Source organism: Psychrobacter sp. CAM01, assembly GCF_032842965.1.
In the GTDB taxonomy this organism is placed as follows: Bacteria; Pseudomonadota; Gammaproteobacteria; order Pseudomonadales; family Moraxellaceae; genus Psychrobacter; species Psychrobacter celer.
Genome location: NZ_JAWJBL010000005.1, coordinates 76977 through 93677 on the forward strand (window position 1 = coordinate 76977; position 16701 = coordinate 93677).

Annotated in this window: 12 protein-coding genes; 6 read left to right on the forward strand and 6 right to left on the reverse strand. The window is 49.3% G+C overall.

Features of this window, described 5'->3' with window-relative positions:
• Nucleotides 1-57: 57 nt before the first annotated feature.
• Nucleotides 58-2757 (reverse strand): glycerol-3-phosphate 1-O-acyltransferase PlsB, encoded by a 2700-nt coding sequence (gene plsB, locus R0I52_RS01975; protein ID WP_317052930.1) that lies wholly within the window; start codon nt 2755-2757, stop codon nt 58-60.
• 339 nt (nt 2758-3096) lie between these two features.
• On the opposite strand from plsB, the gene ybaK reads away from it, so the two are divergent.
• A complete protein-coding gene (gene ybaK / locus R0I52_RS01980) occupies nt 3097-3585 on the forward strand; it encodes a Cys-tRNA(Pro) deacylase (RefSeq protein ID WP_317052931.1) in 489 nt (162 codons plus the stop codon).
• Between the two features lie 210 nt (nt 3586-3795).
• On the opposite strand, the gene R0I52_RS01985 is transcribed toward ybaK, so the two are convergent.
• Complete coding sequence (locus tag R0I52_RS01985; protein WP_317052932.1) at nt 3796-5616, reverse strand: acyl-CoA dehydrogenase C-terminal domain-containing protein; 1821 nt, start codon at nt 5614-5616, stop codon at nt 3796-3798.
• 580 nt (nt 5617-6196) lie between these two features.
• Here R0I52_RS01985 and R0I52_RS01990 point away from each other — a divergent pair.
• Entirely contained in the window at nt 6197-7318 is a 1122-nt protein-coding gene (locus tag R0I52_RS01990) for an FUSC family protein (RefSeq protein WP_317052933.1), read from the forward strand.
• An 18-nt stretch (nt 7319-7336) separates the two neighbouring features.
• Here the strand turns inward: R0I52_RS01990 and aroE are convergent, their stop codons facing one another.
• Nucleotides 7337-8197, reverse strand: coding sequence for a shikimate dehydrogenase (gene aroE, locus R0I52_RS01995; RefSeq protein ID WP_317052934.1), 861 nt, complete (start codon nt 8195-8197; stop codon nt 7337-7339).
• Nucleotides 8198-8825: 628 nt separating this feature from the next.
• Between aroE and R0I52_RS02000 the strand changes: the two genes are divergently transcribed.
• On the forward strand, nt 8826-9497 hold the full coding sequence (locus R0I52_RS02000; RefSeq protein WP_317052935.1) for a hypothetical protein: 672 nt from the start codon (nt 8826-8828) through the stop codon (nt 9495-9497).
• Between the two features lie 8 nt (nt 9498-9505).
• Nucleotides 9506-10549, forward strand: coding sequence for an aminotransferase class IV (locus R0I52_RS02005; protein WP_317052936.1), 1044 nt, complete (start codon nt 9506-9508; stop codon nt 10547-10549).
• 4 nt (nt 10550-10553) lie between these two features.
• Here the strand turns inward: R0I52_RS02005 and R0I52_RS02010 are convergent, their stop codons facing one another.
• Entirely contained in the window at nt 10554-10790 is a 237-nt protein-coding gene (locus tag R0I52_RS02010; protein ID WP_317052937.1) for a DpnD/PcfM family protein, read from the reverse strand.
• A gap of 45 nt (nt 10791-10835) precedes the next feature.
• Nucleotides 10836-11600 carry a DpnI domain-containing protein gene (locus R0I52_RS02015; protein WP_317052938.1) on the reverse strand — a complete coding sequence of 255 codons (765 nt, stop codon included), beginning with the start codon at nt 11598-11600 and terminating at the stop codon, nt 10836-10838.
• Between the two features lie 125 nt (nt 11601-11725).
• Here R0I52_RS02015 and mltG point away from each other — a divergent pair, with 125 nt between their 5' ends.
• Together mltG and tmk are read left to right on the forward strand one after the other, a co-directional pair.
• The gene (mltG, locus tag R0I52_RS02020; protein ID WP_317052939.1) at nt 11726-13033 is read left to right on the forward strand and encodes an endolytic transglycosylase MltG; all 1308 of its coding nucleotides are present in this window, start codon (nt 11726-11728) and stop codon (nt 13031-13033) included.
• A gap of 183 nt (nt 13034-13216) precedes the next feature.
• Nucleotides 13217-13849: a dTMP kinase gene (gene tmk / locus R0I52_RS02025; protein WP_317053083.1), complete on the forward strand. Its 633-nt coding sequence runs from the start codon at nt 13217-13219 to the stop codon at nt 13847-13849.
• 85 nt (nt 13850-13934) lie between these two features.
• Here the strand turns inward: tmk and R0I52_RS02030 are convergent, their stop codons facing one another.
• Nucleotides 13935-16196 (reverse strand): cation:proton antiporter, encoded by a 2262-nt coding sequence (locus R0I52_RS02030; RefSeq protein WP_317052940.1) that lies wholly within the window; start codon nt 16194-16196, stop codon nt 13935-13937.
• Nucleotides 16197-16701 lie beyond the last annotated feature (505 nt).

Consider the following 16701-nt stretch of genomic DNA (forward strand, 5'->3'; position numbering starts at 1 on the left):
TAGAGGTCTTTTTTTATGCTGCTCAATATCTTGAGCAGCTTAATATAACGGTATCAATTAACGCTTACGACCAAATTTACGCTGCTTTTTATTGCTAATCTCAGTAATCGCGTGGGTAATCTCTTCTTCGTCTAAGCTTGCGACTTGCTGCAAGATTTGCATCATATCAGGCGTCAGGACGTACTTGGCATGGTGAGCGATGTCATTGATACGATGATCAAAGGTCAGCACCCCAGTTTCTTCATCTTTTTGTAAGTAGTCAAGGCGCGTCAAGGCACTGATAAAGCTGGTAAACAACGCCCGATCAAAGAAATCCGGAATGTCGTCGGCATATAGCACCGACAAGCGCTGACCGAGCAAGTGACACAAATCCACGACCTCCTTTTCAGTCAGATTGCCCGAGCCTTGCTGCGCGAGTAGGGCAAGGGTCATAAAGTAACGCTCGAGACTCTGCCCGACAGGCGTGGCCAGTACTTGTAGCTGCTGATAGCCTTTACTATTGGACTCAGGGACGCTCAAGATACCATCGCCAAGCTCGACGATAAGACTATGAGCGAGCAGGCTATCGACTTTTTTGTTGAGGGTATCATTTAGGCTGTGCGCCGGATAGTACAAAAACAGCTCGCTTTGTAAAAATGGATACATCTGCGTGGCAATATTGTCCAAACGGCTGCGCTCGATGCGGCCATTACGAGCGACCAAGGCCGATAAGAACGATAGCAAAATAAAGACGTGCAATATATTGTTACGGAAGTAGCTGAGCAACGCTGCCTGCTTGCCAGCAATCTGAATGATATCGCCTAAGATATGCGGTGTGCGCTCGATGAGCTTGAGCTTGATACCATAATCAATGATTTGCTGCGGGCTCATATCGGTGATAAAAGTATCATCGGCATAAGGCAGCTGCTGGGCGAGCCCCTGATACAAGGCGATTTGCTCGCGGCAAATGTCTTCATCAAGCGCCGCTTTTGGGGCTGATAGCAATACCAGTGACAATAACGATACTGGCGTGATGACAGCGGCTTTGTTGATATGCTGCATGATTTTGACGCCGATATTGTCCACCATGGCGCTGGTTTTTTCGTCAAGTGGGGTATCGGTGCGATCGGCAGGCAGGCTATCTGCTGGTACATCAAACTTGGTCATAAAATCGCTTAGGTGCAACGGCGTACCAAAGCTCAAATGGACATTACCAAAGATACGCTCGATCTTGCGCCCGACTTTGAGTAAGCCGATAAGGGATTCGGACTCTTTTGGCTTGCCCTTTAGCTCGCCGACGTAGGTGCCGCCCTCCATGATGCGCTCATAACCGATATAGGTTGGAATAAACACCACAGGCTTGTTGGTATGGCGCAGCTGGCTATGAACCGTCATCGCCAGCATGCCCATCTTCGGTGGTAGCAGTCGCCCTGAGCGAGAGCGGCCCCCTTCGATAAAGTACTCAATCGGCGTGTTGCGGGTGATGAGAGTATGCATATACTCACGCAACACCGCGGTATAAAGCGCGTTACCACGGAAACTACGGCGAATATAAAACGCTACCGCGCCGCGTAGTAGCGGCCCTAATACTGGTACGTCTAAATTGTCACCAGCGGCGACATAAGGAATGCTCAGACCGCGCTTGTAGATGACATAAGACAATAGCAAATAGTCGACATGGCTACGATGACACGGCACATAGACCAGCTCGTAGTCTGCCGCCAGCTCGCGTACGCGCTCGAAATGATGGACTTCGACGCCATCATATAGCTGTGTCCATAGCCACGTCAAAAACTTGTAAAAACCACGAATGATCGAGTGCGAGTAGTCGTTGACCATCTCATTGGCATAGCCTTTGGCGACACTGCGCGCTTCGCGTACGCTGGTACCCGTAGCCTTGGCCTCGGCTTCTATCGCGTGCTTGATGGCAGGCGAGTACACGAGCTTGTCTACAAGGTTGCGGCGGTCTGATAAATCAGGGCCCAGCATACTGGCGCGCTGCTTGTCCAGATAGGTGGTGAGCTGCTGTTGTAACATCCGCACCAGCTCGCGATTGCCATCCGCGCCAGTGGTCAAGGTATAAGCGGGCATCTCATCGCTGACAGGTTGAGCATGGTCGTCTTCTACGGGCGTGGTATGTAACTGCTCGTGGATCAGCGCGCGCAAGTCCTGCGGCGGATGAAACTGCACAAAGGTATCGCGCCCCATCACTCCGATATTAAATAATTGCTTGGTGATGCTTGGGTCTTCCCAGTTATCGGCGGTCAACAGCTTAAATAACGAGTCCTCTTTTTCTGGCGCGCGTCCCCACAAAATAGACACCGGCACTAGCCGAACCTTAAGCTCCGGATACTGCAACACCGCAGAGACCAAACGCGATAGACGCGGCGAGAGTTGGCTGTCTTTGGCACTTGGGTGCTTTAAAAAGATAATAGCGGCGTTTTCTTTGATGTTATGAGCGCTATCTTGGACGTCGACCAACGCAGGCGGCAGGTTGTGCTCTTGGGTCTGTAGGTCAATCAAAATACTATTGGAGCGCGAATAATCTTGCAGCACATAAAACCTGAGCGTCTGATCATCGCTGTCAAATTCAGGCAGCTCTCCTAGTAGTTTGGGTTTGACCGCGACGTCCAGCATTTGGCCCGATAGCTTGCGATAGAGCTGATTGATCGGGGCATTTGCATAAGGCTTAGGCGTGACTGGTTGGCTGTCAGTTGCGGCGTTATCCGTGGTGACGGGCGCTTTAAAAATCCGTTTTTTTAGGAACTTCGGTATCATAATCAGTATCAAAAATCATCAAATATAGTGCGCTTATGATGCCATAAAAGCCAGCAAAGCGATATATGCTGTCTGTATATACTACTAATATTCATATGCCAGCGGTCATCGCTTATCTATCAGTCATCAGGCAGTAAGCAAGAACAGCGCTTAAAGACAGCACTTAAGGGCAGCAATGAAAGACAGTATTTAAAAACAAGGCTAGGCGCGCGCAGCTGGCGGTACAATCGTTTGAAAGTTGACCCGTTTAGCGCAATAATGGACGTACTGACTGATGAAAACCGCTCTGTTCTGATATCTATTAGAATGTATCTATTAAAAAAGGTAAGTGAACCCCCTATGACGCCTGCTATCAATCTTGCCAAAAAACACCGTCTGGATTATCAATTACACGAATACACCCATGATGCACAAGCGGCCTCTTTTGGTCTTGAGGCGGCAGAAAAACTGGGCGTAGATGCCGCTCAAGTCTTTAAGACCTTAGTGGTATCGAGCGATGCAGGCGCGCTTGCCGTGGCCATATTGCCCGTTGATAAGACCTTAAACTTCAAAAAAATGGCCAAAGCCTTATCTGCTACCAAAGCCTTGTCTTGCAAAAAAGTACAAATGGCGGATAGCAAACTGGTTGAGCGCACGACCGGCTACGTACTAGGCGGCGTCAGCCCGCTTGGACAAAAAAAGCGCTTGCCGACGATGATAGATTGCTCGGCTCAAACGCAGTCTACGATCTACGTCAGCGGTGGCCGTCGCGGCTTAGAGATAGAGTTGCCGCCGCATCAATTGGCGACGATGCTAAATGCGCATTTTGCTGCGATCACCGATGACTAGCAGCATGGTATCGATAGGCTGATGGCTGTCGGTATTTGTGACTATCGTTTTTATAGTCAACCCGATATCAAGTGTGCTACTGGTATTCGTTTTGTGCAGTCTCTGTCTTATCACGGCTGTTTTCTTGCTTTTTGATGTTCTAAAACACATAAAAAAAGCGCCTAAATCATAGGCGCTTTTTCATCGTTATAAATGAGTGCGAGGGCAGTCTTAGTCTAAGAAAGCAAAGCTGTCGATATCCATCGCTGTCATGCTCTCGCTTGGGGCAACCATACTTTCAGCATGACCTGAGGTGCGCGGTAAGATTTTATCAAAATAAAACTCAGCGGTTTGGATTTTGGCTTTGTAGAACTCTGGCGCTTCTGTACCGCCGTTTTCGAGCTTGTCATACGCGACCGCTGCCATGCGCGCCCAGTGATAGCCCATCATCACATAGCCTGAGTACATCAAGAAGTCATCAGAGGCCGCAGAGATGATTTCGCGGTCTTTACGTGCCATCAGCATCAGACGAACGGTCAAGGTGTTCCACTCAGCACATAGCTTGGTCAACGCCCAAACGAACTTACGCATGTCTTTATCCAGTGCATACTCGCCGCACCATTTCATGATGCTTGAGGTATAGTCACGGATGATCTTGCCTTTAGATTGCAAGATGACCTTACGACCGAGCAAGTCTAGCGCCTGTACGCCCGTGGTCCCTTCATACATGGTCGCGATACGAGCATCACGAGCGATCAGCTCCATGCCCCATTCTTTGATATAGCCATGGCCGCCGTAGATTTGCTGACCGTGTTTGGCCGCCTCGATACCCAATTCAGTTAAAAAGCCTTTTAGGATAGGGGTATAAAAACCAAGCTTGTCATCCCATTTTTCAAACTCTGCTTCATCGCCATTGGCCACGCCTTGTGACATTTTGTCCGCATAGCGCGCTGAGTGATAAATCATCGAACGACCACCTTCAGCAAAGGCCTTTTGGGTCAAGAGCATACGACGAACATCTGCATGGTGAATGATGGCATCTGCCACTTTTTTAGGATCTTTGGTGCCTGATAAGGCGCGCATCGAGCGACGCTCTTTGGCATAGGGCAAGGCGTTTTGGAAAGACAGCTCGGTGTGCGCCAGACCTTGGATACCCGTACCGATACGCGCGGTGTTCATAAAGGTAAACATCGCTTTTAGGCCTTTGTTTGGCTCGCCGATTAGGTAGCCTGTCGCGCCATCGTAGTTGAGGACACAAGTTGCTGATGAGCTGATGCCCATTTTGTGTTCGATAGAGCCGCACACCACCGCATTGCGCTCGCCTAACTCGCCATCGCTATTTGGTAGGAACTTCGGTACGATAAACAGCGAGATACCGCGTGTGCCTTCTGGGGCATCGGGTAGGCGTGCTAAAGTAATGTGAATGATGTTGTCGGTTAAGTCGTGTTCACCGCTTGAGATAAAGATTTTGGTGCCGCTGATTTTATACGTACCGTCTTCTTGCGGGATGGCTTTTGATTTTACTTGACCCAAATCAGTACCACACTGCGGCTCAGTCAGACACATGGTACCTGACCATGAGCCTTCGACCAGTTTTGGTAGGTAGATGGCTTTTTGTTCATCAGAGCCGTACTGTAATAAGGTGTTGATACAGCCAGTAGATAGGCCCGGATACATTGCCCATGGCCAGTTGGCTGTGCCGATCATCTCAGCCTTGATGAGGTTGATGGACATCGGCAAGTTCATACCGCCGTACTCTTCAGGGTATGAGATGCCTTGCCAGCCGCCCTCGACGAACTGCTGATAAGCTTCTTTAAAGCCTTTTGGGGTAGTGACTTCACCGTTTTCAAAATGACAGCCTTCTTCGTCAGCAGGCTGGTAAAGTGGTGATAGGACGTTTTCGGCAAAATCCGCCATGCCTTGTAAGATCATATCGACGGTTTCGGGATCAGCGTTTTCGCCGTTGTCTAAGCTCTTGTAATGCGTCTGATAATCAAACACATCGTTGATCAAAAATTTGATATCACGTAAAGGTGCTTTGTAAGTTAACATAATCGCTCTCTTTGGTTGGTTCGCTCTCATAGGCTTGTGGCGCAGTCATTGAGCCAGTTTTTATGTAAGCGATCTTTACTTATTTGGGATAGGGGTAGACACTGTATCTATTTGATAATCAATGGTATGTTAATTGTCTGTCATTAGTCATGGAGTGTGATAAGAGCAGCCAGCCAGTCGATGTATTCCATGAAAGCCCTACAAACGTCTTGAATAAAAGTCAGCTGCTACGGTGTTTGTATGAGTATAAATCTTCTATGCATACAAATATACAATACATAAATAATATTCATGTTTTTAATTGTAAATTATTACTTTTAGTTTGATTGAGCTGCGAACGATAGGGCTTTTTTAGTAGGCTACTTTCAGTACTTTTCTTTTAGCAGTTTTATCTTAGCAGCTTTATATCAGTATTTTTATATCAGTGCTCTGTTTTTATAGCCACCATTATCACAGCCGTTTAGGAGCAAGCGCAGTGTGACAATAATCAATAGAACCTACCTAGTCAGCAGGCACTACCTAAAGGGTAGGGTAGACCACCGAGCAAACACACCTATATCTAGGAGACAGTAGGCCAACTATGGGCAAAAAACTACGCAATCAGCATGTCGTTTGGCGCACCACCTTGTGGACTCGTATCAAGTCGCTCATCGATGGCGAGCTGGATCATCTGCTTAAGGTCAATCGCAGCAAAAGACCGTGGCACATGCCCATTATCGCCGCGCTTGCTATTAGTTTTCCGGTGTTTGTCGGGGCGTATTTTGATGCGCTGCCTTCAGGTATTAAGGCGTCGCTGGGGGCGATGATTATCTTAAACCTACCGCTGGTGGGTACTTTGCCCTATCGGTTGGTGACGGTCATGGCATGGGGGTTTGCGATGGCGATGAGCTTTGCTTTGGGGCTGATCGCCCAGCAGTTGCCATGGCTTAGGTTGCCGGTGTTTGTATTGATGGCCTTTGGGGTCGTGGTGCTGGGGCGTTACTATCGTCAGCCGCCACCGGCGGGGTTGTTTGTGATGATGGCAGGCGCGATAGCGCTGTTTATGCCGACACCACTGGCGCAGGTGCCAGCGGCGGTAGGGCTGGTGGTGTTGGGTAGCGGGGCGTCGATGTTATTGGCGGCGCTTTATACGCTGTTTTTGTTGATGACGCGTGCGGTCGCGCCTGCGCCTGTCTATCATTATGAAGCAGATACGATCGGTGACAGTGCGATTGTGGCGGGCTTTGTCAGCTTGACCTTGGCGCTCGCCATGTTTTTTGAGATGCCCTATCCTTACTGGGCGGCGATGAGCTGTTTTATCATCATTCAGGGCATGCAGCTACGCACGATGTGGATCAAGCAGCTACACCGACTACTCGGCACCATCGCTGGCATGGCGGTCGCTGGCTGGATGCTGTCGTGGGGGCTGTCGCAGTGGGGCGTGGCCGCCTCGATACTCGCGATGATGCTGTTGATCGAGTCATTGGTCGATCGGCATTATGGTCTGGCCGTGATCTTTATCACGCCGCTGACTATCTTTATCGCAGAGTACGGCAGTGCTTCGATGGTGGCACCGATAGCCGAGGAAGTCATGCGCGCGCGGATGCTTGATACAGCGCTCGGCTGCATGGTCGGCCTAGGTGGCGGGCTGGCTATGCCTTCGATGCGCCTACGTCGCCCATTGAGACGTATAGAAAACTGGCTGCTGGCGCGTGTTGGTTAGGCGCTATTGATCACAGTATTATTTATCATGTAACGCTGCAGTCGCTACGGCGACATCTACCTTTTGCGTCGTCCAGCGCTCAAAGCTCAAGGCCGCTTGGCCGATGAGCATACCGTAACCGTCCGATGTCTGTGCGCCGCGAGCAGCAAAGTGCTGCAAAAACGGTAGCGTGCGTCCGTACATCATGTCATAGGCATAATGAGCCGTTAGTGTATCTGCCAGTGGCAACGTCTCACCAGATAGCCCAATAGAGGTGGCATTGATGATAATGTCAAATGCTCCTGTCAGCTCGCTTGTCGCGCAGGTCGAGATAGCATGTGCGTCAATCACGTCGCTAGCAGCGCTCAGCTCACAAGCCAAATCCTCCGCCTTGCTCACTGTGCGATTGGCAATGCTCAAATCACCGATACCTGCCTGAATTAGTGGCAAAATCACCCCGCGAGCTGCGCCGCCAGCGCCGATCAGTGCCACGCGCGCGCCTGCAAGTGGCCAGCCCAAGCTTAGTATATGATTGACCAAACCTTGACCGTCTGTGTTATCGCCATAAATGGCCTCAGAGATGGAAGCACCGTTTTTTAACAATGCTGTATTTAACCATAAAGTATTGACCGCGCCTGCTACCTTGGCATGCTCAGACAAGCCGCCACGCGCCGCGCAGCATGCATAGGCGACTTGTTTAAATGGCACGGTGACATTGGCACCCACGCCGCCACCATGAAAAAACGCTTCGAGCAGCGCAGTAAAGCTGGCGGCATCATCAGGACAGTATTGACGCTGATAGCTAATATCCATCCCCGTCTGAGCGGCAAACTGCGCATGAATCTCAGGGGATTTACTGTGGGCAATGGGATTGCCGATGACGATAAAGTGTTGGGTCATAGAGAGTCCGCGGATAAACAATGGGCAAAAGATAATCGATAAATCGCTGCTAGAGGCCAATCATCATAAGGGATAACGCGGGTGTTGACAAACCCTACGCTTGAGCAGATGGATATAAGTCATGGCTGCGCGAAAGCGGAAGTACGCTATGCGTTTTTTTGACAACGGGTTTTCTAAAAAAGGTTTTTCTGAAAACGGTTTTGCTGAGTTAGGTTTTTAACAAATCTGTACTTTCTGGGAGGGGGATGCGTAACGTAAAGGGTAGTCAAGTGTTATGCAGTTGGGTAAACTAACAAGCGTATGAGGCGCGTATGAGCTATATAGTCGATGCACTCTAAAAAGCGCATAGCGCTACTGGGATGCTATTTTTAAACGTAGGTTGCGCAGCCTCTGTGAACGCAGCAGGCAAGTAAAATTTATACCAGTAGCGCGTTAAATTTATATAACAGTTTTATTTTTAACTGACTATATAGAGTAGAGCATCACTATTTTATAAAGTACCAGCGAGTATAAAGTACAAATGAATAAAGCATAAGCTGTTACCCAATCATTCATCGTTATCAGCGGCATTGCTGCCAGCTCGTTAATACTACGTTGAGACCCATCTAAAAGTGTGAGTAAATTGCCCATGTGGAATAATAACCTACAGACCCTTCTAGTCGGTACGATAATGGCGACGGCTCTGTCATTGAGCGGCTGTGATAGCAACAAAAACGACCCCGAAACCTCAGATGCGGCCACCGATAGCAGTGCGCAGGCCGTCACAGAGCCACAAGCCCAAGACAATGCGGCCCCCGACTCAGACCTCGACGGCGCGGTGGCTGAGCAGGGCACGCCTGTCAAATATGATGTCTCGGCATGGAGCGATGAAAAAGTAGAGCCTCTAAAGGTCACCGAGCTGGACGGCATCAAAACCACATTTGGCAAGGTGCTCAGTACAGACGAAAACAGTCTCGACTATGCCAGCAATCCAGCATCCAAATATCGTTTTATGAAGACCGACGCGCCGTATCTAGATATTATAGATTCCGAAAAATATCTCGAGCTTGGCTGGTACTATGCCAATCCCACCGACTCAGATACAGAAAAAGAGCACAGTCAAAATCATGCCAAAAAAGCCTACAAGCTGGCACGGCAACTGATGGGCGACGATGGTGGTAAAGTCGTCGCCGATATGCTGGCAGGCCAAGTCGTCAAAAACAAAGTCATCAGTGGTCAAAAAGTCGAGTTGGCCAAGTGTGAGTTTTATAGCTGTATGCTGATCATCAATAAATCAGCCGCCCAAACAGATGACGGCTAAGCGATTCAATGCCGACATCTAATATAGTATCCCTACCGCTTGCTAGCGCTGCCTCCCTACCGAGCAATGCTTGGCACTGTCTACAATTGGACGGCCAGCACCTAGAGGTGCTAGACTCAGATACTGCAAAACAACGATCAGCGGCATCTTCAGTCGCCTTAGACAATCGCGGACTGGCATACGCTGATGGTTTTTTTACCACCATGGGCGTCGTCGACGGGCAGATACTATGGCAGCAGCAGCATCGACAGCGACTGCTCAGCCATGCAAAAGCGCTGCAGCTGGATATAGACTGCCCAGCGCTTATGAGTCGACTATCCGCCTATGGCCAGCAGCTGCAACAAGGCATGCTAAAGCTAATCGTCACGCGTAGCACGCAGGCGGTACGCGGCTATGGCTATGCGCCTGATGCAGCTGGTCGCACCTGTGATGTCTGGCTAAAAGTGGCCGCTATGCCTGTCAAGACAGCAGAGCAAATCACGCTACCTGATGGACGCATGATGCCTAGGCAGCCTAATTGTGCCGCCTTTTGCCTATCGGCGAAGATCGCTTGCCTACCGCCGCCATTGGCTGGACTCAAAAGCCTCAATCGCTTGGACAATGTCCTCGCAAGCGGTGAGCTGCAACGGTACAAAGCGCAGTGGTTAAATGCTCAGCCGGTGCCAAACCCTGCACAGCCAGAGATCGGCGAAGGTCTGCTACGCGATATGAGCGGACATTGGGTGGAGGGCACGATGAGCAATGTGTTTTATCAACTAGCAGAGTCGCCGCCACCTGTGTCAACCAGCAGCGATAACGACCAAACTCAGGCCAATTATCTGACCACTGGCCAATGGTATACGCCGTCGATGGCACAGTCGGGTGTCGCTGGGGTCATGCGACAAGTAATCATCGATGCGCTTGCGAATACAGAACGACCAGTAGTCATGCGTTCATTACATGATGAGGAATTGCCACGGATAACGCGGCTATTCTTTTGTAATGCGCTGCGCGGGGTGATGCCGATGAGTTCACTTACTTTGCTATCGGGTGAAGTGGTTGAGTTTAACTAGTCGCTTACTTCACATCAAAAATATTAAATTTGGTATCAACTAAATCATCATAATTTAACTCAATATCTTCATTTCTATACTTTTCTTGCGCTTGCGTCATCGCTGAAGAATCGTCTTCAGCCTTTATCTCTATAATAGCGCTCATCGTTTCAACTATTTCTATCTGATAAGTTTTTAAGCCTGTGTCACTTTTCATAATCATTATCTCTGTTGCTAGGGTTGGTGCTGCTGATCCTAGCAAAAGTAGCTCGTAGAAGTGATCGCCTTTTAAACAACTATAGTAAGCTTAGCTTAATTTTCGATACTGACCACGCCCCATAAACTCAATAATACCCTTATCTCGTAGCACTTGTAGTTGCTGGCGAATTTTATCTTTCACATGGTTGTTGTCAGGATGCTTGAGTTGTAATTCATCAGCAAAAGCATAAACTTGTTGCAGGCTAAATTTATCACCCAATCTGTCAATGCACTGCCAAACATCTAGCGTCCAACCTCGTGAGGTGATGGATTGCTTACGTAAAAACAACGTCTTTTGAAACTGCTGCGTGACACTGTCGCGCGGTATCACTTGCTGGTCTTTGACCAAAAACACCTTTCCTGTTTCTGGTACTCGGCGCAGGTCAATATTGCAGCCGACCCAACCTGCACGTCTGGCAGAGGCTGCCAATGGTTTGCGTTTTATAATGATATCGGGCTTAAAAAACTGCTTGGGAATAATCAGAAAATTATTAACGCGATACTCTTGGGAGTAGGTCAAAAAGAAGAAGCTTGGATTGTCGTCGCTATTGATACGCGCAAGCATGGTGGCATAAGCGCCATCATTGATAATATTGCTTAGTTTTGATTGTTTGCTTTTTAGCTCGTATTGCTCGGCACAAGCTGCACAATAAAAATCAGCCACAGGTTTATTATTGCTAAACTCAGCTAATGGTTGAATGCCGCAGTTGGGACAGTAACCGTTGTCTTTTACCCATGCCTCACTAAGCACACGAATAATCTGTGGTTTGGAGTTGTAGTTTTTGGCCAGACTTTGATTAAAATATAAGTTCATGATGCGTTTTTGTGCCCAGTAAATAGATGTAAGCGCTGCAGTAAAAGTAACAAGCTAAACAAATCCCATTGAAAATCACACGGTTCAGTGCTAAATTCTAGCAAACTTCTGCCCCGCGAGTTGTCATGAGTACATCAACCCCTGAGTCGCCGCCCGAACGCCCTAATGATACACCAGAAAACCAGCAGGACCATGCTGCATCGTCGAATGCTGAAAAGCCGCATACGGATGACACGCCTGTAGAGCCGTCAGCCACCAACGTAGCAGACGCGCCTGCGACAGATGTATCGCTCATCAGCGGCGAGGGCAAACCGCGCACTTACAAAGTCGATAATCCGTCGTTTTTCATGCAGCGGGGCTATCAGGTGCTACTGGTGCTGGGGCTGATCGCCGCGTTTTTTTTGGTGATGGTTTATCAGACGCTGTTTGGCCGTATCGAGCAGCCAGCGCAGATGGTGACGATTGAGCAGGGTCAGACTTACTATGGGCTATTGCCGCAGTGGCAACAGCAGATTCCGCTGTTTTCTGCCAGTGTGGCCAAGCTCTATATCAAGTCGCAAGCCGACGCGCCGCTGCACGCTGGTATCTATCAGCTGCCTGAAAATCCAACTATCGCTGAGGCGCTACATATACTAGAGCAAGGCGCAAAAGCTGCCATGGTCAAGATACAAATCATCGAAGGCAAGACCGCAAGCGACCTTTATCAGACTTTACGTGACAACCCAGGCATCGAAAAAGAAGTATTGCTAGATAGTGACGACAGCACCCGTCCCGCGAGTAATGCCAGCATCGCTCAGGGGCTCGACTTGGTCGGTATCTTGCCAGAGGCGGTAATCAGTAGTAACGACCCCATCGTCAATCATAACCTTGAGGGCTGGTTTGCGCCAGACACTTACTATTATGGGGAAGGCTCAACCGATAAGCAGGTACTAACAGATCTGTATAAGCGTCAGCAGCAAGCGCTGTTTGATGCTTGGGAAAACCGGGCGCCGAACCTGCCGTACCAAACGCCCTATCAGGCGCTGGTCATGGCCTCTATTATCGAAAAAGAAACCAGCATCGCTGATGAGCGTCCGTTGGTGTCGGCAGTGTTTAAAAACCGTTTGGATAAAGGCATGCGCCTGCAAACAGACCCAACCATCATCTATGGTATGGGCGATCGCTATGATGGTAATATTCGCCGTAAAGACATCGATGAAAAAACGTCATATAACACCTATCAAATCGATGGGTTGCCGCCAACACCCATCGCCCTGCCGTCGGCCGCTTCTATCGAGGCGACCCTGCATCCGGCAGATAGCGAGGCGCTATATTTTGTGGCAACCGGTAATGGCGGGCACAAATTTACTGATAGCTTGGCTGAGCACAATCAAGCGGTAAGAGACTACCTAAGCGTCATGCGTGAAAAAAAAGCACAAACACCGCCGCAGTAATACCCGTTACGCGATAATACCCGTTACGGGATGCGTGACGCTCTGTTTGAAACCACATACCTATTTATCAAGCGCTATGTCACCTCATAGCGCTTAGCCATGACACAAGGTCATCTCATGTCTGTATCTATACCTGCCAATGCCGATACCAATCTGGCGCAAGACGCTACTGATAATCAGATAATACAAGGTCGCTTTATCAGTTTTGAAGGCACTGAGGGCGTGGGTAAAACCACAGCGATCGAGCAGCTATGCACACGTTTAGATAGCCATGGTATCGACTATCTGCGTACCCGCGAGCCTGGTGGCAGCCCATTTGCTGAGCATCTGCGCCAGATACTCCTAGACCCTGCGACCGACATAAATGACGACACTGAGCTACTGTTAATGTTTGCTGCGCGCTGCGATCATATGCAGCAAGTGATTTTGCCCGCGCTACAAGCTGGCAGGTGGGTGATATGTGATCGTTTTACCGACTCAACCGTGGCTTATCAAGGGTTTGGCCGCGCCCATGGTGATGAGGCAGTGCGCGCGAAGATTGATATGCTGATTGCCCAGTTTGTACCGCAGTTGCCTGAGCTGACGTTGTGGTTAGACTTACCAGTCGCTGAGGGGATGCGGCGTGCTGGCAAGCGCAGCGCTGCCGATCGCTTTGAGCAGCAAGCGGGTGCGTTTTTTACGCGGGTGTATGAGGGGTTTGATACGCTTGCGCGCCAGTATCCTGAGCGCATACAGCGGATTGAGGCGTCGGGCAGCGCCGAGGAGGTTGGTGCGCGCATCTGGCAGGCGGTACAACAGAGGCTGGAGCTAATATAAAAGCGGCGTCGTAGAAAAAACCCCCAACATCGATTGGGGGTTTTTTTATGGTTACTTGTCTGGTGATGCGCCAGTTATGGCTCAGTTATGCGTCTGGGTCCTTGTGGCTGTCCGTGTCGGTTGCAGTATCTTGACCGGCATCAGGGAAGCGATTGGGATCCAGCGAGCCTTTTTTGGTCTTAGGCGCATGACCATTGCCATTGGTATTGCTGCTATTAGCTGCCTTGGTCTTGGCGACTGTGGCTGAGCTGGCAGTCTCAGCATTGTCGTTTTGTACTTGAGCCGCTGAGCTGTCTTGCGTCGCGGCGGCGTTTGCGGCTGTATCCAAGCTACTGCTTGCGTCCTTTGGCATGTGCGTCGGCGCATTTTTCTCAGTATTTTGCTCGGCAGTTGTATCGCCAGCGACTTTTTCTGCGCCCGTTACGCTCACAGGCTCGGTAGCGTCAGTACTTTCTTCGTTCAGCTCTTTTTCTTTACGTTTTTCAGGCGCTTTGGAGCTGGATTCAAAGTTGGCATCCGCCGCCATACGCGCTTGCTCTTGCTTTGGCGTTACATCGACTGGCTTTGGCTGCACCTCATCGTCCACCACCAAGGAGATAAGCTTGCGATCGCGCGGCACCGTCCCATCAAACTTGTCGGTGATGACGTGGAGCTTGCCTTCTTTGTCGACGGTATAGAGCGGCACAAATTGTTTATTATCGGCCTTATATTGCTCAAAGCTATAGCTGTCAGTGATGTTGGTGATTTTGATACGTGCCTTTTTGGACAGCATACTGGCAAGCTTGGTATAGGTGACGTCTTTGCCAAACAGCCACTGTGAATGGAAGTTTGACTGCTTATCGTCGCGCTCGCTTTTGACTTTTTCGTCACTAAACTTAAGACGATATAGCTTACGCTCACCAAACTCGTGACGATAATGAATCTCAGATAAGGTGTTCATCTCTTTATCCATACTCATGGCAAACAGACGGCCGATACCGATCAAATCCAGATGATGGTCGGCATGGTCTGAGATGGGGTTGCCAAAGTAAGTACGTAGGCCACTCATACGGGCGCGAGCAATATTGGTGTAGTTGTTGTGAGCGACGATGACATCAAAGCCTTGGTCCTTGAGCGAGGTGGCAATAAGAAGCGCGACAGGGTTTGAGCCGACCACCAATATGCCATTGGTTTCAGGCTCACGCACGCCCAGCAAGTTACCGACCATTTTGGCACCCAAGCCTTGGATCAAGACCGTGCCGATGATGACCATAAACACCAGCGGCACTAGCAGCTCGACGCCTTGGATATCATACTCTTGTAAGCGGATAGCAAACAAAGATGAGATAGCAGCAGCGACGATACCACGCGGCCCAATCCAGCTGATCATCAGCTTTTCATTGGTCTTAAGGTTTGAGCCGATGGCCGATGCCCAGACAGACAAAGGCCGCGCCACAAACATGACGATAGCCAGCAGCACCAATCCTGCAAACCCAACGCTTAGCAAGCTTGCCAGCTCAACACGTGCGGCAAGGATAATAAAGAGCACAGAGATGAGTAAGATGGTTAAGGATTCATTAAACTCCAAAATCGTCTCGCGCGGGAATTTGGGCCAGTTGGCCAGCGCCACGCCCAATACCGTCACGGTCAATAGACCAGACTCGTGCTCTAAATGGTTCGATACCGAAAACAGCACCAGCACAAAGGCTAGGGTAAAGACATTGCGCAAAAACTCAGGAATCATATGACGACGCATGAGGAATGCAAGCAGCCAAGCGCCTGCCATCCCAAGCGCTGTCGCTAGCACCACAATTTTGGCAAACAATAAAATACTGCTGGCTTCGCCGCCTGAGATGATGTACTCATAGACCAATACCACTGCGATAGCACCGATCGGGTCGATGATGATGCCTTCCCATTTGAGGATATTGGAGATGGTTTTATTGGGGCGTACACTACGCAGTAGCGGCATGATGACTGTCGGGCCTGTCACACAGACCAAGGCACCGAATAGCAGGGCAATCAGTGGATCGACATCAAATAATAAATACGTCGATAACGCCACGATAGCAATGGTGATCAGTACGCCGACCGAGACCAGCATTTGTACGACAGTGCCGTGTTGCTTGATTTCATCAAACTCTAGCGTCAGCGAGCCTTCAAATAGAATAATCGCTACCCCCAAAGAGATGAAGGGGAACATCAGCTCACCGAGCACCAAATCAGGGTCAAAAATACCCAAGACTGGCCCGACGATGATACCTATCAATAATAAAAATAAAATGGACGGTTGCTTTAAATACCAAGCCAGCCATTGGGCGGCGATGCCAATCCCAACCACGCCAGATAGTAATAGGGCGGTATCCATACATTAATCCTTTTGTAATCTTGTCATATGTTATATCTATCCATTGCTTGGGCGACCGCGCTGCCTACTATCTGCAGTGTGTATCGATGTCGCAAACGGTCGCAAGCTTTTTAGTAGCAAGGCCATCGGCAGATAGCCATCATGCATCCAAACATGAGCCAGATGTGATATATACTATAAAGTAATAAAGACAAAAGCATTCCTAGATAAAAATACCAAATCCAACAGTCAATCCGTGTCATCAAACCTACGCCAATCATGGTACTCGGTTGGCAGGTTTATATGACTCGTATGGCCTACTTAGTAGCTGATAGGCGGTTTTGAGTTATTGACAAGGTTGAGATAAGGTATAAACGCCTCTAGTCATGCAAAAGATGGAAAATAAGGGCGATACGAGCCAAGTTGATAAACGCAAGGTCAATCCAATCGATGTTTTTAATTGACTTTTGTTTGTTTATAAAGTTATTTGGCTTGCTATCATAACATGATTTTATTTCATCGCTGC